Origin of the sequence: Bacillus sp. FSL H8-0534, assembly GCF_038005885.1 — a bacterium.
GTDB lineage: Bacteria > Bacillota > Bacilli > Bacillales > Bacillaceae_G > Bacillus_A > Bacillus_A pseudomycoides.
This window is the reverse complement of sequence record NZ_JBBOUC010000001.1, coordinates 142,012-164,079: the sequence shown is the minus strand read 5'-3', so window position 1 is coordinate 164,079 and position 22,068 is coordinate 142,012. Positions and strand designations below refer to the sequence as shown.

Sequence of the window (22,068 nt, the reverse complement as noted above, 5' to 3'; positions counted from 1 at the left end):
GAAAAGAAAGATTTCGAAACTCCTTAACAGATTCATTATTTTCTCAAAATTGTTACGTTTATCACATGAAGTCTGTGAATTCTATAAAGCAGTTAATCTTCCTAGAAAATATCGGATAATTTCCACGCCTCATTTAAACCATCAAATATTATCGTACGAATAAATCTTATGTTGAGAAAAACAAAAATCTCTTTCATTTATTTCCATATTCTTTATATTTCTGTTATTCTTGTAATATAATTCTAAATTTTACCACAAATTACACAAGGGGGCTCATTATACGATGAATATGAAAGTTACAACATTGACAGCAGCAACTGTCGCGGTTACTTCTCTTCTCCCATCAATTACTGAAGCGGATATGAAAACAGCTGCTGTACAACCAAAAAACAACGTAAAAATCGGACATGTAAAACTTGATAAAGTCCAACTATATCAAGAAAATACAACAAATGGTGATTCCCTTGGCAGTATTTCATACAATACACCTGTTACCATTCTCGAAACTACACGTGACTGGTATAAAGTAAACGCTCAAAACAAAATTGGTTACATACAAAAATCTAATTTATCTTTGGCGAAATTAAATCAACAGCGTAACCAACATATCGTAAATGCAAGCGCCTTAAACCTTCGTTCAGAACCAAGTATACAATCATCCATCCTTGACGTATTACCAAATGGGACATTTATCTCCGTTCAAGAAACACTTAATGACTGGTATCTCATCTCTTACAACGGAAAAATAGGATATGTGAAAAAAGAATTTGTATCACATAACTCACAACCATTCGTTAAAGGAATCACTATACAAAATAATTCTTATTATGTTGCAACCCCTAAACTAAGGGTAAGAAATGGTGCAGGAACAAATACTGCTGTTATTGGTTCCTTGCAAAATGGGACACAAATACAAGTAGTAGGCACAGTAGGTACATGGTATAAAATTCGTTTTGGCTCTGGATATGGATATGTTACAAAGCAATATGTATTACAAAATAAACAACAAGAACAGTCTGCGTCACCTTCAATACCTGCTGTTTTTAAATTTCCAACACAAGGACAAGTTAGCTCAAACTTCGAAGTCAGATGGGGGCAAATGCATTATGGTGTCGATTTTACAGCAACTGGAGATAAGCCTATTCGTGCTGCAGCTGCTGGAAAAGTTATCAAATCCTACTATTCTAGCAGCTACGGAAACGTCGTATTCGTCACTCATTACATAAAAGGAAAATTATATACAACTGTTTATGCACATATGAAAAACCGATCTGTACAAGCTGGAGATCGCGTTCAAACTGGACAAGTGTTGGGGCAGATGGGGAATACTGGACATTCAACTGGGCAACATCTTCATTTCGAATTACATAATGGGGAATGGAATTTTGAAAAAACAAATGCCGTTGATCCACTTCCTTACTTAGTACGGTAACATCTTATGCTACGTAATATTCCATTACTCATTGAATACCTAGCTTTTTTCGGCCTAATCTGTTGTTTCATCATTTATGATACAAATGTAATTTTTTTAAGTATGCTCATCCTATTTGTATGCTGTGAAATATTGCGAGAGGTATATAAAATACGATTAAGAAAACACATTTCTCATCTATTTACATCACTCATTATTATCGTTTGTCTAATCACTAATTTAAAGATTGATGGTCTATTTATATCAAGTATGTTCCCTATATTTTTTATAAGCGTTCTCCTTATCGTATCCCAATATATCTATGTACCTGAACATCACAAGAAAGAAGATAAAGAGGTAAAGATTATATAGTCTTTTCCGACATATACGTCCATACAAAAAGCCACTTTTGAAATAATGTTTCAAAAGTGGTTTTCTCTGCACAAATCATTTCGTTTTTATCCCGCATTAACGGACAGTAACACTCCCGCCTCAAAATTCAGTAAAAGCAAAGAAGTTAGGTGGGAGTGTTGCTGTCCGTAAAATCCCGATTGGTGAGGGCTGATAATCAGTGGGGATAGCCCCCACTGATTAAAGTTTTACTTTATAACTCCATACGATTTAAAATATCTTTTAATGCCTTTAACTCTTCAACCGTCAATGTAACACCTTTTCCCATTTTGTCATGCTCTGGTGCCCAATCACGCAGATCATATTTTGGCTCTTTTCCGTTCCAACTGATTAAATTGAGCTCTTTATTCCAGCCTTTAGGTGACTGTGATAAAGTTCCAAAAATTTCTTTAATATCAAATTTAATTTCCGCCACTGTTATTCCCCCTTTAAAATATATATTCCCTATTTAGATCTCCTACATTCTCTCATATCTATATCGATAGGGCTAATTTCCCACACATCTACCTCTGATTCATTATGAACTATACTGATTGTTTGAACTTAGCAGAATACCCTCAGCAATTCATCTTTCACTATAAAAAGGCTCGGTGTATACCGAAGCCTTTTTTCATACTTACCGTTTATCAATTTTTGCAGCAATCCTATTCCCAATGAATTGAACAGATTGAACGAGAATAACAAGCATAAGTACCGTAACAATCATAACGTCTGTTTGAAAACGATAATATCCAAAACGAATTGCTAAATCGCCGACACCGCCTCCGCCAACAACACCTGCCATGGCTGAGTAGGAAATAAAACTTACTGTTAAAACTGTTAAGCTTAATACAAGGCCTGAACGCGCTTCAACGAGCAATACTTTCCACACAATTTGCAGTGGCGTCGCTCCCATTGCCTCAGCAGCTTCAATTACACCTTTTGGAACCTCGCGTAATGCTTGCTCTACGAGTCTCGCAAAATAGGGAATGGCTGCTACTGATAATGGAATCGTTGCAGCGATTGGACCAATTGTAGTTCCTAATAAAATTCTTGTAAGTGGCACAAGAGCCACTAGTAAAATGATAAATGGAAATGAGCGAATAATATTTACAATGCCGTTTAAAATACGATGGACAATATTTTGTTCCAAAATTTGTCCTTTACTTGTAAAATATAAAATTACACCTAAAGGAACACCTAAAATAATTGCTGCTCCAACTGAAAGTCCAACCATTAATAATGTTTGTAAAAGTGATGTCCAAATCTCTGGAAGCAGTGGGATAACATTATTGAACATGTGCAATGCCCCTCTCTTGTTCTACACCTAATAGAAGTTTTGCAATTTCTGTTGTTGGTTTTAGATGTTGGTCACGTAAGTGGAAAGATTCAACAACTTCTCCTTCTTCCATCACCGCTACTTTATTACAAATTTGTTTAATTACATTCATTTCATGCGTTACAATTACGATTGTAACTCCTAACTCTTTATTTATCTTTTGTAAAAATTGCAAAATAGATCGTGTCGTTTTCGGATCGAGTGCCGATGTCGGTTCATCACAAAGCAATACCTTGGGATCATTTGCTAATGCACGAGCAATCGCAACACGCTGTTTTTGTCCACCACTTAGTTGAGAAGGAAAATGATGCGCTTTATCACTTAAGCCAACAATCTCCAAACACTCTCTTACACGTTTTTCTCTCTCTTCTTTTGAAACTGATTTCAATTCTAATGGTAAAGCAATATTATCCGATACGTTTTTATTATGAAGAAGATGAAAATGCTGAAAAATCATACCAATTGACTGTCTTGCTGTTCGTAAATCTTTCTTGGATAACTTTGTTAAATCTTTTCCATTTACAATAACTGCACCTGAATCTGGTTTTTCCAATAAATTCATTGTACGTAATAATGTAGACTTTCCAGCACCACTTAATCCAGCAATTCCATATATATCATGTTCCTCAATTTGCAAAGAGACTGATTTTACACCGTGAAATAAACCTTCTTTCGTCTGAAACGTTTTATTGATATCGCGTAACGTTATCATTTTCACTCACTCCTTTTCAATTGATTTAAACGCATCATCTGCTAGTAATGAGAGTGTTACATCATCCATCGGTGGATTGTGTAAACCCGCGCGAACATTTAAATAATAGCGGTGCAGTGGATTCTTTTCAGATAAGCTTTTTGCCCCTACAATTCTCATTGCCTTATCAACAATTGATATCGCCGCATTCGTCGCAATATATTTCGCTGCTGCTAATTCCGCTTGTAAAGATTGTTTATTTTCCACCTCATCATATTTTTTCGCAACTTGGTATAAAAAAGTACGAGCTTGCAAGAGTTCCAGCTCTAATTCGCCTACTAATCTTCTAACGTTTGGAAGCAAACTAATTGGGTGATTTAAACTATTCGGTTGATATGCTTTCGCAAAATCAATCGCATAATTTCTTGCAGCCTGCGCAATCCCTAAATAACATGCTGGTATATGAAGTAACCATCCAATTCCTTTCGGTTTCGCCTGTGAACCTTTTACATCTGTAAAAAATTTATGCGGGATTTCAACATTCTGTAATACAAGATCATGGCTAGCCGTTCCACGCATCGCAACACTATCCCATGTCTCTTCAATCAACACACCCTTTTCGTGTCTTGGAATCACAAATTCTCCTATCTCATCTCGCCCTTCAATGCTTGCAGATATGATGAAATAATCAAGTACTGGCGCCATCGTTGTGAACGTTTTTCTTCCGTTTATAATCCACTTATCGCCTTTTTGTACAGCTAATGTTTCTGGTTTTCCTCCCCGAGTAGGACTCCCTGTCTTCGGTTCAGTTGCCGCCCTGTTAAAAAGGGCGCCTTTTTTTACTTCTTCACAAAACCAAGAAAACATCTCAGGTTTCCATGAGCGATTTTCCGCAAGTTCCTTCACAATTCCAACATGCCATCCAATAGACAAAGCTGTTGCTCCATCTCCCTCTGCAATCTTCTCTTGAAATAAAACAAAATCATATAATGAAATTGCCTTCCCACCAAAATCCTTCGGAAGAGTTAACTTTGTATAACCAATACTTTGTAAGTCTTTAATATTTTCAAAAGGAAAAGAGCCTAGTTCGCTCAGTTGATGTTCCCTTCCTGCAAATTGCGGAATGAATTCTGTTATCTTCTCCAATACGAGAGCTTGTTCTTCTGTTTCTATAAATGATAATGTCATGTCAAGATCTCCTTTACTTTAAGTAGTCAGGAAGCACAAACCCTTCAAATTGTTCTTCAGACTGAATCATCTTTTTGAACTCTGGTGAATGGTATGCTTCAATTAAATCTTTCGCAAATTGTTTTTCTTTATCTTCATCACGAACCGTAACAATAATTCTATGTTGTGAAGGTGTTTTTTCTAATTCCAGTGCCTCTTTTAACTTATGTCCAGATGAAATGACAAGATTTCCGTTAATAATGCCGTAATCTAAATCTTTCATTGCCCTTGGGATTTGTGGTGATTCAAGTGGTACTAATTTGAAATCTTTCTTTTTAAACGTTATATCTTTTTCGGAAATTGTTAAAATATTTACATTTCCTTTTAATTTCACCCAGCCAATCCCTTCTAAAATACGTAATGCCCGTTCTAAATTAACTGGATCATTTGGTACCCCAATCTTCATTCCATCTTTCAAATCATCTAATGATTTATGTTTCTCAGAGTATACACCTTGAGGTGCTGATGGAACTTGAATAATACTTGAAATTTCCGCATTATTTTCTTTTGCGTAAGACTTCATAAAAGCAGTACTTTGAAATATATTTGCATCAATATCCTTATTCGTTAATGCTGGATTTGTTTCGTTTGGTGAATTAAACTCAACAATTTTAATTTTGTATCCCTTTTTCTCTAAGTACGGTTGTACCGCTTTTTTCACTTGATCACTGTACGGACCAGGTGTAAAACCTAAACGAATTTCTTTTTGATCGCCCCCTGATGTCTGCGTGCAACCCGTAATGATAAATAAACTACATACAATACTTACAAGTGCAAAAAATAAACGTTTCATCCCTTCTCCTCCTACTAAAAAACAACCTTACATATTAAGAAGGTTGTCATCTCTTTTCCTTCTTATCTACTCGGAATTAGCACCTTTTTTATTACAGATAGGTTGCTGAAGCTTCATTGGGCCGTTCCCTCCACTTCTCTCGATAAGATTATATTTGATTATGCATTCTAGTGTGTCACTATTCCGATGAAAATACAAGGTTTTTATTGAAAGTTTTTTCTATAATTTGTAAAGTTATAGAAAATCCAAAGCATATTTGCATAAAAAAAGGATAGACTCCGTAGAACCACTCTACCTTTGTCTATCCTTTTCTTTATTTTTTAATCACCTTTCAATATACGCAAAGGTAACGATGCAACATATCCAATATAAGAACATAATTCTTTAAAGAAAAATGGAATTTCCGTATCTAATGTTTTATATGCTGATGTTGGCGTTGGTGATGCATATGCATCTATCCCAATATGCTTCGCTATTCTCATCGCTCGCTTCATATGAAGAGGATCACTTACAATCGTATACGTATGTAAGCCATTATCAATTCCAACCTGTTTCGCATTCTTTAAATTATCTTCTGTAAAACGCGACTGTGTTTCAATTAATATATCTTCATCCTTTACGTTATGCTTTAATGCATACGCTTTCGCAGTACGTGCTTCTTCCTGCTCTGCTTCAAATTTAGTACCACCTGTAAAAATAATTTTTTTAATACTTCCATTCTTATACAAAGAAATCGCATGATTGATTCTTTCACGAAATACAGGAGATGGTTTTCCGTTCCAAGAAGCTGCTCCTAGTACAATAGCAGCATCTGTATCCACCTCATCCGTTTTAAAGCGATAACTCCAAATATCGTAAGCTGCATAACTTACAAATAGAATGATAGAACTAACCATGAGCAAGAACACTTGCAAGACTCTTCTTTTTTTACTTTTCTTATTTTGTTTCATTTGTACTGGCCCCCGTGCATTATCCATACTTCTAAAAAATAATCTATTTTAAATCATTATATTTGAGTTCATTTGAAAGAAGGCACTTTTCTCAACAATTGATTCGTGCTATAAAGGGTTTTCATTCAAATAGAGGATTTTTAATTTACTATTTTTTGTGGTGCATATTTTATGAATTTAATTTATGTACAAAATTTCTCATACAACTCCATTGTAACGAATTTTTTCACAGAAGGGAATGATGAAACAAAAGTATATAAAAGAAGTAATCATTTTGTAAGAAAAAGAGGTATATTTTTTCCCTCTTAGGGACGTATACCTCTTCCACTTCACTTTACAATCCAATATTTCATATGTTGTTCTTCAAGCACACATGTAAAACCGGCTTTTTCTAACACTCTACTTGAAGCGGCATTACTCGTTAAACAATCTGCTTGAATCGTTTGCACTTCTTCATTCCGTTCTAACCATTCAACGAAAGCTTTTGCCATTTCAGTCGCATAACCCTTCCCTTGATATTCTGGTACAATACTATATCCGATCTCTACTGTACCAGTTGGATCGGGCGCACCTTTACAACCCATATCACCAATAATAACATTATCTTCCTTATGAACAATCAGTCCACTCCACTTACTTTGTTCCGGATTTTTCCGTAAACCTTCAGCAACCCATGGTAAAATATCTTTATAATCAGGCATTGGCCATTCTAAAGATATTTTATATGGTATGATTTCTTGCAGCTCTTCTCTGCCTTTTATCGTTGCCTCAACAAGTTCTAATGTAAAAGGAATCATCTTTAGTCTTTTTGTTTCAATATTTGTCATGTTTGCCTCCTATTTATACAGGTCCATTTTGTGCAGTAATCGATCTTTCACGATTGGCCACTCGCTTGCAATGATGCTATATACTACCGCATCCCTTATATAACCGCTTGGTAACCTTCTCTCATTTCGTAATATCCCTTCTTTTACTGCACCTAGCCGTTCAATTGCTCGTTGTGCTTTTTCATTTCGCAAGTCTGTTTTTATTTGCACGCGCAGCATTTGTAATTCTTCAAACGCATATTGCAATAACATATACTTACATTCCGTATTTATACTCGTTCTCTGTACACTCGGATGATACCACGTTTGACCAAGTTCAACAGTCTTGCTTTCTGTTGATATATTGTATAAACGTGTACTGCCGACAACTTCATTCGTTTTTTGATCTATCACAACAAATGGTAAATCCGTTCCCTTTTCATATCGTTTTACTGCCGTTTCAACATATCGCTCCATATCTTGATAGCTATCCATTTTAGCTATTAAATACGTCCAGATTTCTTTATTTCCTTCCACAATTGAAAATAATTTTTCTATATCATTTGTATCTATTAATCGTAACATTGCTCGTTCATTTGTTATTTGCATGAACAATTCCCCTTTTCTATGTATCTAGCTGTATTATAATTAAAAATGCACTATCTATCAAAATATTTAAAATTTATTTTCTATCACTTAAAATCCAATAATACGAAAAAGAAGACTCACTTTGTACAGAAGAAACTGTAAAAATACCTATCATTTCATTTTCCTTTAAAATGATGTAAGTGTTTTTATTTATTACCGCTTGAATGATCTCTTCGTCATCTCCACCTTCTAAAAGATACTGCCACTGGTCAATTTCTCGCTCTTTTAACCACTGTGCAACTTCTTTTAGCATTTTAACAATGAGAGGACTTTCATCATTATGTGCAGTTCTAATTTGATAGCCTTCAAGAATATTTTGATACAATTTTTCTTCCTTCCTTTTAGCACTTCGGCTTTTTACTTAAATAAAAAAAGAAACACTCTACCTTAATATATAAAATTGAATGGTGACGTCTTTTCTTTCCTTTACAAAGGTTCCATTATCATATGGTATAAATAAAGGCTGTTTTCTAAAAGATTGTTGCTTTTTAAATAATTATTTGTAGATATTATATCTTCTGATAAAATAGTAAAGTATTTTCATTATTCTAAAGTCACAGGAAAGAAGGTAAGATATGAAAGATATAAAAGACAAAACCAAGAAAACAAAAAAGGATTTCAACCCAAAAGACGCTGTTTTAGTATTCTCTTCTTTTACATTCATTTGCGTGGCTATCATTTTTATTCTTATGGTTTATGATGTACTCACAATTCAAAATTTCCTATCATTCGATAAACCAATCCGAATGATAATGAATATATTTATTGCTTCGTTTGCTCTACTTTTGTTTGGTGTAATGTTAACGCTTTACATTCCCTCGAAATACATTGACGATACAAACAAGAGTTATCAAAAGTATTCACTGTTAAGTGTTTTTGCCTTTATGTTTTTAGGAGCGTTATTTGAAGAACTTTTGTTTAGAGGAATTATTCAAAATTTGCTTTTCATATTTATAGAGAACCCATGGATTGCAATTATAACAACTACTTTATTTTTCTTAGGTTTTCATACTCAATACTTCAAAAAGCCTATAATGCTAATAAATATAAGCGTTCCAAGTTTGACTTTTGGTTGGATATATTTTGAAACAAACAATATTTTAGTACCATTTGTTGTACATTTTCTAATGAACTTAGGAATAACGCTATTATTCAAATACAATTTAATAAGGGTTAAAAAATAACTTAGTTTACTGATATTTCGACCTCAATCGACTCTTAGTTGAGGTCTTTTTTATGCACTTCTCAACATCTCAACTGTTGTACAATTTGATTTCTGACACGCTGAAATAAGCATTTGTTCTACTCGTTTATCAAATGCTAAATTCTTCCCTAATTCAAGCCAATGGAACCAATAGAGATAGTTATCTAAATAATAAGTTCCAACTTTTATAACTAAAAAAGGCTTAGAGATTTCTCCAAACCTTTTTTATCTAAATAGAATTCTAGAAAACTACTTCTCCAATACTAATCACATTACTGATTTCGCTGCGCCCCTCTAAACTCCTCCTTAATTTGATCAAGCGTTCCTTCTTCTGTAATTAATCGATATGCTACATACGCTAATACTTTTGCGGATGTAACTAATGCTTTATCGCCAAGTTCCGAACGAGCTGCTTCTCTAAATTCATTCGTATGTGCAACTAAATTATCCGGCCCAATTTTAATATAAGGATGAACCGTTGGTACGACTTGACTCACATTTCCTGCATCTGTTGAACCGATTCCAAGTCTCTCTTTACGATTTACATCTTCACCAAGGTTTTCTAATTCCTCAGCAACCACCTCATTAAATGTCTTCGTCACTAATAATTCATCAATTTCATTTTGAAATTGATTGATTTTTACTGTTGTTCCTGTAGCTAAAGCTGCTCCCTTTGCAATATTTCGTACCTTTTCAGTTATTTCAACACATCTTTTACGTGTTGCTGCTCGAATAAAGAAACGGGCTGATGCGTAATCCGGAATAATATTCGGTGCCTTACCACCCTCAGTAATGACACCATGAATTTTCACATCTGATGGAAGCTGCTGACGAAGTGCGTTAATCCCATTGTAAAGCTGAATCACCGCGTCTAATGCATTAATTCCTTCTTCAGGTGAAGCAGCCGCATGTGCCGACTTTCCATAAAAATGAAAATCAAGTGGATCAACTGCGAGTGACGGACTTGTTGTTGCTGTTTTTCCACTAGGGTGAATCATAAGTGCTGCATCAATATTGTTAAACAAACCTGCCTTCACATAACTTGCTTTTGCACTTCCATTCGGCCCACCTTCTTCTGCTGGTGTTCCGAATACAACGATTTCACCGCCGATTTCTTCAATTGTTTCCGATAATGCAATGGCTGCTGCAACGCTAATTGTACCAATTAAATTATGACCACACGCATGGCCTAATCCAGGCAAAGCGTCATACTCTGCTAAAAAGGCAATTGTCGGCCCTTGTTTCCCTGAACTTTTCCGTGCAATAAATCCTGTTTCATGTCCTGCGATATTGTGCTGAAGCTGAAATCCTGTACTTCCTAAAAGTAAACTTAACGCTCTAGATGCAAAGAATTCTTGATTACCAATTTCAGGATTCGCATGTATATCATGACTTGTTTTTAAGTATTTTTCTCTATTTCTTTCTATACTTTCCGTAATACTATTTCGGTGTGACGTTACTTGTTTTGTTCCCATTTCCCATTCCTCCTTTAAATTTGCACATAAAAAAGCCTCTTTCTAAAAGATAGAAAGAGGCTTGAACATACAGATTCAAAAATGGCCTTCTTTCTTATCTTTCAAGTCTTTCACTTGCTGGAATTGGCACAGTATTCATATTGAATCCGCTGCCGAGGTTTCATAGGGCCAGTCCCTCCACCTCTCGTGATAAGAAAATCGTTTTTATTTTCATAAAATTATATTAAATTATTTTCATTCTAGTTTTATTCCGAGTAAATGTCAAGGAATTCCGATCTGATTTTAACGAATATCTAAAAATCCTTTTAAAACGCCAATCGTTTCAGGCGCCTGCATTCTTGCACATATATAAGGGAATTCTGGACTTCCTTCAAACATCATTTGCGATGTTAACGGAGCACCTACCCAAAAGATCTCATCATCAATACATACAAATGGGAGTGATTTATTTTGCCTTTGTACTCTCACATTTTTTAATGGAATTGGTCCATCGCTATAGATTGTTACCTGCGCTGTTGTACGCATTAACGCCTGCCATACCCTTTTATCTACTTGTCTTGTACTTGGGAGCGAAATAATAATTTTTTGTTTTGCTGACAGAATGTCTTTTAATAATGCTTTCGTCTCTTCCAAATTCATTTGCATAAACCATCTCAAGCGTTTTGTAATTTTTCGTTCTAACAATGGACGTGATGTTGTACGATCATATACATTTCCGTGTCTTTCTATGTGAGAAGTTAAGTGAGATAACGCTTGTTTTCTAGAAAGATTTTTCCGCATATATTGACAGTCCGATAACTGAATGAGCTTTCCTCTTGCTCTCGTTACCGCAACATTTACAAGACGATGATTCTTATGATCAAAGAATAACACGCCAGGACGTTCCTGCGGATAACTATCTACTGTATCAAAAATCATCATATCGCGTTCAGATCCTTGAAATTTATGAACCGTCGCTGCTAGAATAGGTGTATTTCGATACTTTGTTTTTTGCAATATTTCTCTTATACATGTTGATAAGAAACGAGACTGCGCGCGATATGGCGTTACAACTCCAATCGATTGAACGCCATCTAATAATCCAATTAAAATCATCTGCATTGCAACGAAACCGGACATAATGTTAAAACGAGAACCAGAAGCGGCATCTTTTAAAGAGTAAGCTCCCATTAAACTTGTATCAAACAGAGCTGTCGCTTCGTTTGCAAACGGCTGTAATTTCGCTAATTCTTGTCTTGCCGAAACAGAAGGATGGTCGAACACTCTATTCTTATAAATAAATGAGTTTGTAAATTTAGATATATCCGCATGCATACGTCTTTGTTCTTGCAGCATAAATAGATTCGGATGTGTCTCGCACTTGTTTACGGATTGGACAATCCCTGCATGATAAAACATATCTTCTCCTAACCACTTTCTAACAAGCTCATGATTTGCCATCGCAATTGGTGGCAACTGTAAAAAATCACCACAAACGACAATTCGCTTACCAAGAGAAGCAGCTAATGCGATTTGTGGTACATATGTCATACTCACTTCATCTACAACAACTAAGTCAAATGTTCGTTCATAAATAAGAGAATCAATTGCACACTTAGATAGTGTCGCACCTATTACCTTTGCATTTTCAATATATTCTCTTTCTACTTCTTTAATTTTCGCTCTTTGTTTTCTAAGATCTCCTTCAATTTCTTGCATACGCTTTTTATCAGAAGCAGTTGCCTTATAAGATAAGATTTTTTGACGAAGATCTTGACGCATTTCTTCTAAATAAAGCTTTTCTTCTCCCCATGAGCCATTCGTTGTTTCCACTAATCTAGAAGCAAGCAACGTTTCATGGTTACGTATATGTTCATGTTGACTAAATCCATACCGGACGATTTCCCCTGGTGTCCATTTTTCTTTTTTTTCTATTTGCTTTGTAACCTCACTCATTAATACATCAACCGCTGCATTACTATGAGCAAGTACAAGTACTGATTTTCCTTTTTGATAGTGCGCTGAAATAATACGTGATAAATTATAAGATTTTCCTGTTCCCGGTGGGCCCCAAACATATGTCGTCGGATTATAAAAAGAACGATATGCCAGTTCATTCTTCGGATTTTTCATCTTTTCTATATGCTTTGGCGTACTTTTTCCATCTAAAAGACGCTTTACGCGTTGACGTTTTTGTTTATCTTTTCGTATTTCTTTCAATCGCTCTTGCAATTGCTCTAATAACTGCCATGGTTCACTATATAAAATTGCTTCTCTTATTTCGCCTTGTATATAATCATTTAATTTCAGTTCGATTTCTAATCCATGTACAGATAGCACTTCTCCTGTTGCTTCCTCACCATCAAATTCAATCCGAATGGGTGTACCATCAGGTAAGCTTACTTCCGAAATAAGCTGAAATACATACACCGTACTCTCATAATCTGTATATAAAAAACGGCCATTTATAATCGATAATTTACTGCCGCCTATCGTTTTCCAATGTTTAATTTCATATACTAACGCCTGATGCCACTCTTTCATCGTTTCCGTTAATGAAGGAGCTTGCGAAGTTGTATTCATACTAATGTCTCCTTCCTTCTCTCCAAACATACTTTCTCACTATATCATATAACACGATAAAATTTGTAAGGTTTTTATCTTGCTTATTTTCTTAATTTTCAATATTATGATACATATGAAATTTACGGAAAGAAGATATCAATATGCCAGTAAGAAGAATCGAACACGTCGGAATCATGGTTGCAAACTTAGAAACGTCCCTTTCCTTTTATGAAGAAGTAATTGGACTAAAGCTTATCAAACGTATGGGACATCCAGACCCAAACTTAAAGCTTGCTTTTTTAGTGTAGAAGAATCACAAGAAACAATTCTTGAATTAATTGAAGGCTATAATCCTTCTCTTCCAGCAGAAGGAAAAGTGCATCATATTTGCTTTAAAGTAGACTCTCTAGAAGATGAAATTGAAAGACTGAAGAAGTTAGGAGTAACTTTTTTATTAACAGAGGAAATTGAAACATTACCTGATGGAGAATGGATTGAGTTTTTTGAGACGGAGTGATAAAGTAAAGCTTTTATCAGTAAGGGCATTCATTCCCTCACTTATTTATTTATGGAGGTGAACCGATACATTGAATCAAACAGACATTCAACTAGGAAACATACATGGTCTCTTATTACAGCCCACAAAACAGGATAAAAAAATAACAATCGTTTTCTATCATGGATGGGGATCTAGCATTTATCATCAAATCTTTTTAGGTACCATCTTAACTAACTTTGGATATACCGTAATTATTCCAGAAATTATTTATCACGATTCACGGACAGCTTTAGAAAATCATTTTTCTAAACCGATAATGGAACAATATTTCTGGAAAACCATTTTGCATACTGTTAAACATGATATAAATGATTTATTTACTAGTATCTATGAGAGTGAATACTGCTTAGGTCATAAAATTGTAGTTCTCGGAAGTTCAATGGGTGGATTCATATCCTCAGGAGCTTTTATCAAAGATTCAAAAATTGATGCACTTATTAATATAAATGGTTCAGGAGCTTGGATAACTTCTGAAGAGATTTTTCAAAAGCAAGGCTCAAATATCGCCAATGAAATTCATATGATTAGAAAAATGGATCCTATTCAATTTATCGAACGCATTCATAATCGACCTATACTATTATTACACGGGGCAAGTGATGCTGTTGTCTCGCCTCTTGGACAACAAACATTTTGTGAAAAAGTACAATCACACCATCAAGATACAACAGCTAACATTACATTTATGCTATACCAAAATATCAATCATTCTATAAGTATTCCAATGATTGAAAAAATAGTAAACTGGTTAGATGAGCAATTTGTTCTTTATAGCTAATTAAGACAGACAAGTAAAGCTTACATAAAAAATCAGCACCACTTATTTTGGTGCTGATTTTCTTACATATTAGGAAAATAGTGATGTATTCGCATATAACGCCGGAGAACCACCTGAATGTACAAATAGAATGTTATCTTCTTTCTTAAATGTACCTTTTCGAATTAGGTCGATCAGTCCAGCTACTGCTTTCCCTGTATATACTGGATCCAGTAAAACCCCTTCTGTTTTTGCTAAAAGCTGAACAGCTTCTACCATTTCAGGTGTTGGTAAAGCGTATCCTGGTCCAACGTATTCATCAAAACATGTCACGGCCTCACGCGGAATACTGTTTAGAATACCAACATGCGCTGAAGTTTCTTGCACAAGCTTACATACCTTTTCTTCTTGTTCAGCTTTCCCGCGGCTCACATTCATTCCAATTACCGGAATCCCTGTTTGTCTTCCATAAAATCCAGTGATCAAACCAGCATGCATGCCCCCGCTGCCACTTACACAAACAACCGTATTGAAATCTATCCCTTGCTCAAACGATTGAGCCATAATTTCCTCTGCACATGCAATATATCCCATTGCACCGGTAGGATTGGATCCTCCAACTGGAATGACGTATGGTGTATGCCCTTTTTCAGTTACTTCTTTGGCCACTTTTTGCATCTCATCCATAAGGTCAGTTCCGTTTGGCACAACGATTACATTTTCAGCACCTAATAAATGATATAAGAAGTAATTCCCATTAAAATCTGGTTTTTCTTCTGGTTCAAGTCCTTCTTCTAATACAAGAATGCATTTCATTTTCTCTTTTACCGCAGCTGCTAATGTTAATCGGCAATGATTGGACTGAATACCGCCAGCAGTAATTAACGTATCTGCACCTTTCGCCTGTGCATCCGCCACAAGGAATTCTAATTTTCTTGTTTTATTTCCACCAGCTGTTAAACCAAGTAAATCATCTCGTTTAAAATAAATAGAAGGTCCTCCTAGGACTTCAGAAAAGTGATTTAATTTTTCAATTGGCGTATATGATTCTGTATATTTTTTTCTAGGGAATTTTGCTAAATTCATACTAACTCTCCTTATTTACTCTTTATCTAAAATTAAAATAGTAATTCAAATATCCATCAAGCATTATCTGTTCACTAATCATAACTCTTACACTTTTATTAGAAAAGTCTTCAGTAACCAAACAATCCTAATGGATTTTTAGCCTGAATTATTTTCAGGAAACATTTCTCAGTATACTTGATTCATTGTAGTAAAGCGACTCTAATGATTTAAAAAACATGATTTCCCCTAACATTTCACTTACTTTTTTATAAACGCACAAAAAAGAGCTTTATCATAACATAAAAGCCCTTTTTATATAGAAGATATACATTATTACTTTCATACTACTTTTCTAAACTATTTATTAGCTGAAAAATGAACAATCCGTGTTAAACCTGGATGTAAATTCCTTTCTCCTTTATGGCGCACATATACCGTTTGATCCCCTTCAAATTTTGGAGGATTCCCCGCATTATATGTATGACATTCGTTTGTTCCTTCTATAGAATATTCCATGTACTCTGTTGCACCGACAAGAATATTCTTTTTATCATCAGCTATTACATCGAGTTCCATTTGCGTCATTTTCCCATCATGAATAGATCGCTTTATCACGCTGCAGACAGCGTTCGCAAAATAAAATTGTGCCCAGAGAGCAGCATTTAAAATCCACGATATAACATGTCGGTAAGTTATATCCCTTAATAGGGGACTTAAGGTTTGATGAAGGGAAACTCGAAATAGGTTTCCTTGCTTTATCTTTGTTAACCTGTTAATAAAGTACTTTTTCTTTTTATCACTAATTTATACACTATAAAGACGAAAATTCCAAAGATAAGAGTTGAACAGGCTGGTAAAATCTTATCATTTGGCACGTATACGCTCCAAAAAGAATTCATAAGTGCATGGAAAACTAGACACATAAAAATACTTTTAGTTGCATTATAAATTGTAGTATATATGAAGGATACGGCAATTATCGTGATTATAAAGTATATAAAATTTATTTGAGACTGGTTAGTGCCTGGAATGAACCATAACGGCAGGTGCCAAACAGCCCATATTATGCTCACAATCATGGTGCTTAAAAATGAAGAAAACCTTTTTTGAAGTGCAGGTTGCAAGAATCCCCTCCATCCGATTTCCTCAACTCCACCACCAATAATCATTGGAAAATTAAATAATGCAACGTATAATGGCTTTTGCATCGTTTCCCCACCAAATAGCGTTGGCAGATAACAGCTAATAAAAGCTAGAACAATGAGCAGAATATACCATGCAAAATGATGTTTAGCGTTAACAATGTTTTTGATAAAAACTCTAAACTCCTCTTTTGATCCATATTTTTTCTTTAAACTAATTGCACTAATTGCTGGCATGATACCTCCGAAAACAAACAATATCATTGCTAATGGAGTACCGAATGTGGTAATGTCCCATTTTATCAAGCTAATTAATAGTGCCCAGAGTATCCATGTAAATATGAACGTGCATATTAAGTATCGTTTCATATCATTATTCATATACCTATCCCTCTTAGATTTTAAAATGAATATAGCTTGGTACATAAAAAGATTCATATGTATTATAAACGTTTATTCCTACTGTATTTTATAACTTCTGAATATGCGTATCCTTAAAATCCGTTTGATATTTAAGACCACATCCGAACAGACGATCCATTCCAATATGAGCTGTCCAAATTAAGCCGATCATAAGAGTCACATCTGATTTTAGAAATAAACCGATCAAAACCAGTAATATTGATACTATGTAAGTATGAAACAGGTTATAAATCTGCGCACCAATACGATTATTAATAAGATATGCTAGCATTGAAACATCAGGTACTAAAAGCAACAAGAAGAATATTAACCAGCTAAACTCATTTAATGCATATATATAAATGGTCGCTATTAAGACAATAAGCCCTTCCATACGTATGATTTTTTTCTCCATATTTTATCCTCCTCCCTTATAAATAACAGAATAATAAGACTATTATAACATTTAATTCCAAAACCAGTCTAAACGAATTATCATGTACAAAAAAGCACAGGAATCCACCCTGCGCTTTTTCTTATACTACCTATACTAACTTTCCGTCACGTAATGTTAAGATGCGATCACATACATCCAGCATTCTTTCGTCATGTGTAATCATAATCGCTGCTTTTTGACTTTCTTTTACTTCTCGTTTCATCATTTCGACAACTTCGCGCCCACGTTTTGAATCAAGGCTTGCTGTTGGTTCATCCGCTAATATTAAATCTGGATTATTCATGAAAGCACGAGCAATTGCAACCCTTTGTTTTTCTCCGCCAGATAATTGATTTGGATAATGATTTTTTCTTTGAGATAATCCAAATGCAGCTAACAAATGATCCACACGCTTTTCGGATTCTTTTCGGTCTTCTTTCTTTAATTTTGCAATGTAGAGTAATTGTTCCTTTACATTTAAATAGGGAACAAGATTTGCAAACTGAAAAATGAACCCGATTTTTCTTAAACGAATATCTGTCATTTCCTTTTCTGATAAACGCGTAATATTTTGTTCACGAATGTAAATGTTTCCTTTTGATGGTGATAATAACGCACCAGCAATTGATAACAAAGTACTTTTCCCTGATCCAGAGGGACCAACAATACCGATAAACTCTCCCGCCTTCACATCAAGTGAAATTGGATGTAGAGCAGTTACTTCGGTATTTCCTTCTCCGTACACTTTACTTACTTCCTCTAATTTTAATAATGAAGTCATTACATGCCACCTCCAATTGCTTCTAGTGCATCAACTTTTAACACTTGATATAAGGAAATAAGTGTTCCTAGAATACTAATGACAATAAAGATTCCTGCATATTGGCCAATCATTGTCGTTGTTAATAAAAATGGCATGCTTTCTGGCAAAATCTTTTGCAATCCTTCTACTAATACAATACTTATCCCCATTGCAACAACAGATAAGAATAATGCTTGCACAACTAAAGTATTTGCTAAATACGAATTTTTCGTTCCAATTGCTTTTAATACACCTAATTGCTGCGTTTTTTGTAATGTAATGACATAGAAGAACACACCGATTAATAAAGCAGCAATCACAAGCAAGAACGCAATAATCATTGTTAATGTTCCTTGTTCTTCTTTATACCCTGGAATACTTTGAAGAACTTCTTTTTTCTCAATCACATGTGCATTTTTCACTTCTTTATCAGTACGAAGTGCAATTGCGCTATAATCCTTTTGATTTGGCTGCGCAATTTGTCCCCATACATCTTGATTCACATAAACAACAGGTGTGTGACTAAACATTTGATCTTTCGTAAAGCCAACGATTTTGAATTCCTTTTTCGAAACTGGATCGATAATTGTATCGCCAATATCTATGCCTTTTTCTTTAATCGATTCGTCAGCAACCATTTCATCTTGTGCTGTTCCTAATGCATTCCCTTTCACAATCTTTGGTTCCAAGAACGTGTCACGTTCACTTGCAAAAATTGCAATATCAACCTTTTTTGAACTATCCTTCTTTTCATACGTAGAAACCTTCACATGAAATGGCACAGCATCTTTTGCATCTACTTGCCCTACTACATCATCCACATCTTCTTTCTTTATTTGTGAACGGAGTAATTTATTTTCTGCATCATCTGCTAATACAAATTTTGTTGCATCCATATTTTGAATTGATGATGCATTATCATACGATAAACCATTTGCTAATCCAGAAATCACAAGAACTAAAAATGATAATAAAATCATGATGAGCCCGATTAATCCATATCTTAATTTTGATTGTTTTAATTCACGCAGAGCTAGAAACATTTCGCTCGCTCCTTCCTATTTCTTTCTATGTGCTCATCTTAAAAAAGAAATATGAACGGAATATGAACAAAAGATTACAATCAAAAATTTACCATTGAATGAAATGTATTGGATTCAAGCCCATAGTTTCATTAACGATTTCTATAATGAGGTTGAATATATCCTAATTGTATTCCTTTTGTTACAGCTTCTAATGAAGATGAAACATCCAATTTATCAAACATATGTTGAATATGGTTTGAAATTGTGCGTTCACTAGCATATAACATAGTAGCAATTTCTTTACGCTTATATCCACCACATAGTAACTGTAAAATTTGTTTCTCACTATCGGTTAATTCTTCAACATAGTCCATAGACATTGGAAAATAACAAATACCTTCGTTAATTTTAATTAAAATTTCCAACAACTTATCTGGCATAATATTTTTATTAATAAAGCCACTTACACCAATTTTTTGAGCTTCATATCGATAAACAGGCAAATCATAGCCTGTTAATATAGCTATTTTCGTGTCACATTTACTATCTAAAATAGTTTTTGCTATTTCTAAACCATCTTCGCTACTAATATTGCTTAAATTTATATCTACTAAAATAATATCTGGCTTAAACTCATTAATGATTGTGATAACATTTCCAACATTTTGTAATGAATAGAATTCATCTATCTCAGGATAATCTTCTAAAGCTATCTCCAAACTTTTTGAAAACAAAGCATGGTCATCTATTAATAAAATATTGATAGGAATCATCTCCTTTCATAGGAATAAAAATATCAATACATAAACCAGAAGGATTACATTCTGAAATTGTCATGTTACCGTTTAACAAAAACAGTTGTTCTTTAATCGAATTCACCCCCCTATGTTCATTAGGAATATGCTTCTCATTTCCCATACCTATCCCATTATCTTTTACTATAAGCTCTATTTTGTTATTTTCTTGTGTCAAACTCAAAACTAACTTAGAACATTTAGAATGTTTGAACGCATTTGTTACTAATTCTTTTAAAATTCGATATATAACAAGATTATAAGGTTCAACTAAGAATAAATTATCATTACAATTAAAAGATATATCAATATTTTTCATTCCGTATTTTTGCTGGATCATCTCAAGCAGATTACTATAATTCTTTTTTAATGTGAGTGTCTTTAATAACGTTGGGTGGTATTCTTGCATTTGTACACGTATAGACTGGTTTAAGTCATCTAGCGTTTTTACTATCATTTCATGAATTTCTTCTTTATTAGATTTATTCATCATATTTTTAACTGCTAATATATCTTGTAATATTTCATCATGCAGATAATCAGAAAATTCACTTTTCAACCTCTCCTCTTTAGCTATCTGTAAAAGATTTTGAACGTAAGAGCTTTCTGGCAAGGGTTTAGGTTCTTCTGCATCCACATTTAAGATCGTATCTTTTATGTCTTGAAATAATAATGTGAAATAAAGAAGAACAAACCAAAAAATCGTATGTATAATGACAAAATAGGTAATCATATTAAATTTAAACAACAGCCCAAGCGAACTAATAAAAACAATAAAACATAAAAACATGAATATCATTTTACCTTCCTTTAAAAGAAAATATTGCTTCATAAATGTATGGCTTTTAAAAGCAATCGCATGAATACTAAATAAGGGTAGCAGGATCACGATATACCACCCTAAATTACTTAAATATTCGGGGCTTCCTGCAAACAACATAGCATATACAATAAAGAGAGCGATAAGAATAGCAACAGATTTAAATAACTGCTTTTTTTCGCTTTTGAAGATAAATTTAATTCGTTCTCGATTTTTCAAAAACAGAAAAATAATACAAATAAAACTAAAAATCCATTGACATGAAAATAGAGCGGCAAATATTTTATCGTTTGTCAATTTCGCAACCAATGTTAATACACATGTAATCTTTAAAATCCAGTCTGTCTCTTTTTTATAAGCATAAATAGAATCTTGGAAAAAGAACAAAAGCAAAAATTGTACTGTCTTATATAGAATTACTACACTAAGTAGTATACTTAGTGTATAAGAAATTTGACTCCCGTTAAGCGTAAGTAAAAATTGCCATGAAGCAAAAAATAGCAATTTGGAGAATTTTGATAGCGTGTTATTTTCTTTTATGTTTACAAAACTAATATATGCCCCATATATGACCATTATTGTTATAAACGTTAGTGGAAGTAACTTTGCTGTTCCTGCAATCTTACCTTGCAAAAATTCATAGCATAAAAAAATAATCATACAAAGTTGATTCATTAAAATAAAGATTTGTTTTTGCTCATAGTATTTTTTCATAGACTCACTTACCTTTACTAGATTACATACAGATAAAGCTGATGTTTGTTTATTATCATCAGCTTTATCTG

At 34.1% G+C, this 22,068-nt stretch carries 21 protein-coding genes, 3 pseudogenes and 2 riboswitches; of the genes and pseudogenes, 4 read left to right on the top strand and 20 right to left on the bottom strand.

The window, feature by feature from the left end; all coding sequences use genetic code 11:
- Positions 1–283 precede the first annotated feature (283 nt).
- Positions 284–1,432, top strand: a complete 1,149-nt coding sequence (locus tag MHH71_RS00965; protein WP_006095465.1) for an SH3 domain-containing protein — start codon at positions 284–286, stop codon at positions 1,430–1,432.
- A gap of 583 nt (positions 1,433–2,015) precedes the next feature.
- Here MHH71_RS00965 and MHH71_RS00960 read toward each other — a convergent pair.
- The 9 genes from MHH71_RS00960 to MHH71_RS00920 all read right to left on the bottom strand — a co-directional run bounded on the left by MHH71_RS00960 (position 2,016) and on the right by MHH71_RS00920 (position 8,580).
- A complete protein-coding gene (locus tag MHH71_RS00960) occupies positions 2,016–2,237 on the bottom strand; it encodes a YdbC family protein (RefSeq protein ID WP_003198493.1) in 222 nt (73 codons plus the stop codon).
- A 201-nt stretch (positions 2,238–2,438) separates the two neighbouring features.
- Positions 2,439–3,101: a methionine ABC transporter permease gene (locus MHH71_RS00955; protein WP_018783129.1), complete on the bottom strand. Its 663-nt coding sequence runs from the start codon at positions 3,099–3,101 to the stop codon at positions 2,439–2,441.
- A complete protein-coding gene (locus tag MHH71_RS00950; protein WP_018783130.1) occupies positions 3,091–3,852 on the bottom strand; it encodes a methionine ABC transporter ATP-binding protein in 762 nt (253 codons plus the stop codon). The genes MHH71_RS00955 and MHH71_RS00950 overlap by 11 nt, the downstream gene beginning before the upstream one ends.
- A 6-nt stretch (positions 3,853–3,858) precedes the next feature.
- Entirely contained in the window at positions 3,859–5,019 is a 1,161-nt protein-coding gene (locus MHH71_RS00945; protein ID WP_006095462.1) for an acyl-CoA dehydrogenase family protein, read from the bottom strand.
- Between the two features lie 13 nt (positions 5,020–5,032).
- Complete coding sequence (locus MHH71_RS00940) at positions 5,033–5,851, bottom strand: MetQ/NlpA family ABC transporter substrate-binding protein (protein ID WP_006095461.1); 819 nt, start codon at positions 5,849–5,851, stop codon at positions 5,033–5,035.
- A gap of 59 nt (positions 5,852–5,910) precedes the next feature.
- Positions 5,911–6,000, bottom strand: a riboswitch (SAM riboswitch).
- Positions 6,001–6,171: 171 nt separating this feature from the next.
- Positions 6,172–6,801 (bottom strand): YdcF family protein, encoded by a 630-nt coding sequence (locus MHH71_RS00935; RefSeq protein WP_018766823.1) that lies wholly within the window; start codon positions 6,799–6,801, stop codon positions 6,172–6,174.
- Between the two features lie 329 nt (positions 6,802–7,130).
- Entirely contained in the window at positions 7,131–7,628 is a 498-nt protein-coding gene (locus tag MHH71_RS00930; RefSeq protein WP_006095460.1) for a GNAT family N-acetyltransferase, read from the bottom strand.
- 9 nt (positions 7,629–7,637) lie between these two features.
- Positions 7,638–8,216 carry a GNAT family N-acetyltransferase gene (locus tag MHH71_RS00925; RefSeq protein ID WP_006095459.1) on the bottom strand — a complete coding sequence of 193 codons (579 nt, stop codon included), beginning with the start codon at positions 8,214–8,216 and terminating at the stop codon, positions 7,638–7,640.
- Positions 8,217–8,289: 73 nt separating this feature from the next.
- On the bottom strand, positions 8,290–8,580 hold the full coding sequence (locus MHH71_RS00920; RefSeq protein ID WP_006095458.1) for a hypothetical protein: 291 nt from the start codon (positions 8,578–8,580) through the stop codon (positions 8,290–8,292).
- Positions 8,581–8,830: 250 nt separating this feature from the next.
- On the opposite strand from MHH71_RS00920, the gene MHH71_RS00915 reads away from it, so the two are divergent.
- Complete coding sequence (locus tag MHH71_RS00915; RefSeq protein ID WP_006095457.1) at positions 8,831–9,439, top strand: CPBP family intramembrane glutamic endopeptidase; 609 nt, start codon at positions 8,831–8,833, stop codon at positions 9,437–9,439.
- Between the two features lie 50 nt (positions 9,440–9,489).
- Here MHH71_RS00915 and MHH71_RS00910 read toward each other — a convergent pair.
- The 3 genes and pseudogenes from MHH71_RS00910 to MHH71_RS00900 form a co-directional block, all read right to left on the bottom strand.
- Positions 9,490–9,642 (bottom strand): annotated as a pseudogene (locus MHH71_RS00910) (IS1595 family transposase); the annotation flags it as partial.
- An 89-nt stretch (positions 9,643–9,731) separates the two neighbouring features.
- Positions 9,732–10,934, bottom strand: coding sequence for a M20 family metallopeptidase (locus MHH71_RS00905; RefSeq protein WP_006095456.1), 1,203 nt, complete (start codon positions 10,932–10,934; stop codon positions 9,732–9,734).
- Positions 10,935–11,025: 91 nt separating this feature from the next.
- Positions 11,026–11,130, bottom strand: a riboswitch (SAM riboswitch).
- Between the two features lie 86 nt (positions 11,131–11,216).
- Positions 11,217–13,526, bottom strand: coding sequence for an AAA domain-containing protein (locus tag MHH71_RS00900; protein WP_006095455.1), 2,310 nt, complete (start codon positions 13,524–13,526; stop codon positions 11,217–11,219).
- Positions 13,527–13,639: 113 nt separating this feature from the next.
- Between MHH71_RS00900 and MHH71_RS00895 the strand changes: the two are divergent.
- A pseudogene (locus tag MHH71_RS00895) lies at positions 13,640–13,995 on the top strand (VOC family protein).
- Positions 13,996–14,065: 70 nt separating this feature from the next.
- Positions 14,066–14,815, top strand: a complete 750-nt coding sequence (locus tag MHH71_RS00890; RefSeq protein WP_006095452.1) for an alpha/beta hydrolase family protein — start codon at positions 14,066–14,068, stop codon at positions 14,813–14,815.
- A 69-nt stretch (positions 14,816–14,884) separates the two neighbouring features.
- Here the strand turns inward: MHH71_RS00890 and MHH71_RS00885 are convergent, their stop codons facing one another.
- From MHH71_RS00885 to MHH71_RS00850, 8 genes and pseudogenes are all read right to left on the bottom strand, one after another.
- Positions 14,885–15,880 (bottom strand): D-cysteine desulfhydrase, encoded by a 996-nt coding sequence (locus tag MHH71_RS00885; protein ID WP_003207601.1) that lies wholly within the window; start codon positions 15,878–15,880, stop codon positions 14,885–14,887.
- Between the two features lie 339 nt (positions 15,881–16,219).
- Positions 16,220–16,471: pseudogene (locus MHH71_RS00880) on the bottom strand (DUF4073 domain-containing protein); the annotation flags it as partial.
- Positions 16,472–16,626: 155 nt separating this feature from the next.
- Positions 16,627–17,385, bottom strand: a complete 759-nt coding sequence (locus MHH71_RS00875; protein ID WP_033799006.1) for a CPBP family intramembrane glutamic endopeptidase — start codon at positions 17,383–17,385, stop codon at positions 16,627–16,629.
- 88 nt (positions 17,386–17,473) lie between these two features.
- A complete protein-coding gene (locus MHH71_RS00870; RefSeq protein WP_033799005.1) occupies positions 17,474–17,821 on the bottom strand; it encodes a DUF4260 domain-containing protein in 348 nt (115 codons plus the stop codon).
- 130 nt (positions 17,822–17,951) lie between these two features.
- Complete coding sequence (locus MHH71_RS00865; protein ID WP_003198455.1) at positions 17,952–18,623, bottom strand: ABC transporter ATP-binding protein; 672 nt, start codon at positions 18,621–18,623, stop codon at positions 17,952–17,954.
- Complete coding sequence (locus MHH71_RS00860) at positions 18,623–19,687, bottom strand: ABC transporter permease (RefSeq protein ID WP_003207595.1); 1,065 nt, start codon at positions 19,685–19,687, stop codon at positions 18,623–18,625. The genes MHH71_RS00865 and MHH71_RS00860 overlap by 1 nt, the downstream gene beginning before the upstream one ends.
- 131 nt (positions 19,688–19,818) lie before the next feature.
- Positions 19,819–20,442 carry a response regulator transcription factor gene (locus MHH71_RS00855; protein ID WP_050774412.1) on the bottom strand — a complete coding sequence of 208 codons (624 nt, stop codon included), beginning with the start codon at positions 20,440–20,442 and terminating at the stop codon, positions 19,819–19,821.
- Complete coding sequence (locus tag MHH71_RS00850) at positions 20,411–21,997, bottom strand: ATP-binding protein (RefSeq protein ID WP_006095447.1); 1,587 nt, start codon at positions 21,995–21,997, stop codon at positions 20,411–20,413. The genes MHH71_RS00855 and MHH71_RS00850 overlap by 32 nt, the downstream gene beginning before the upstream one ends.
- Positions 21,998–22,068: the final 71 nt, after the last annotated feature.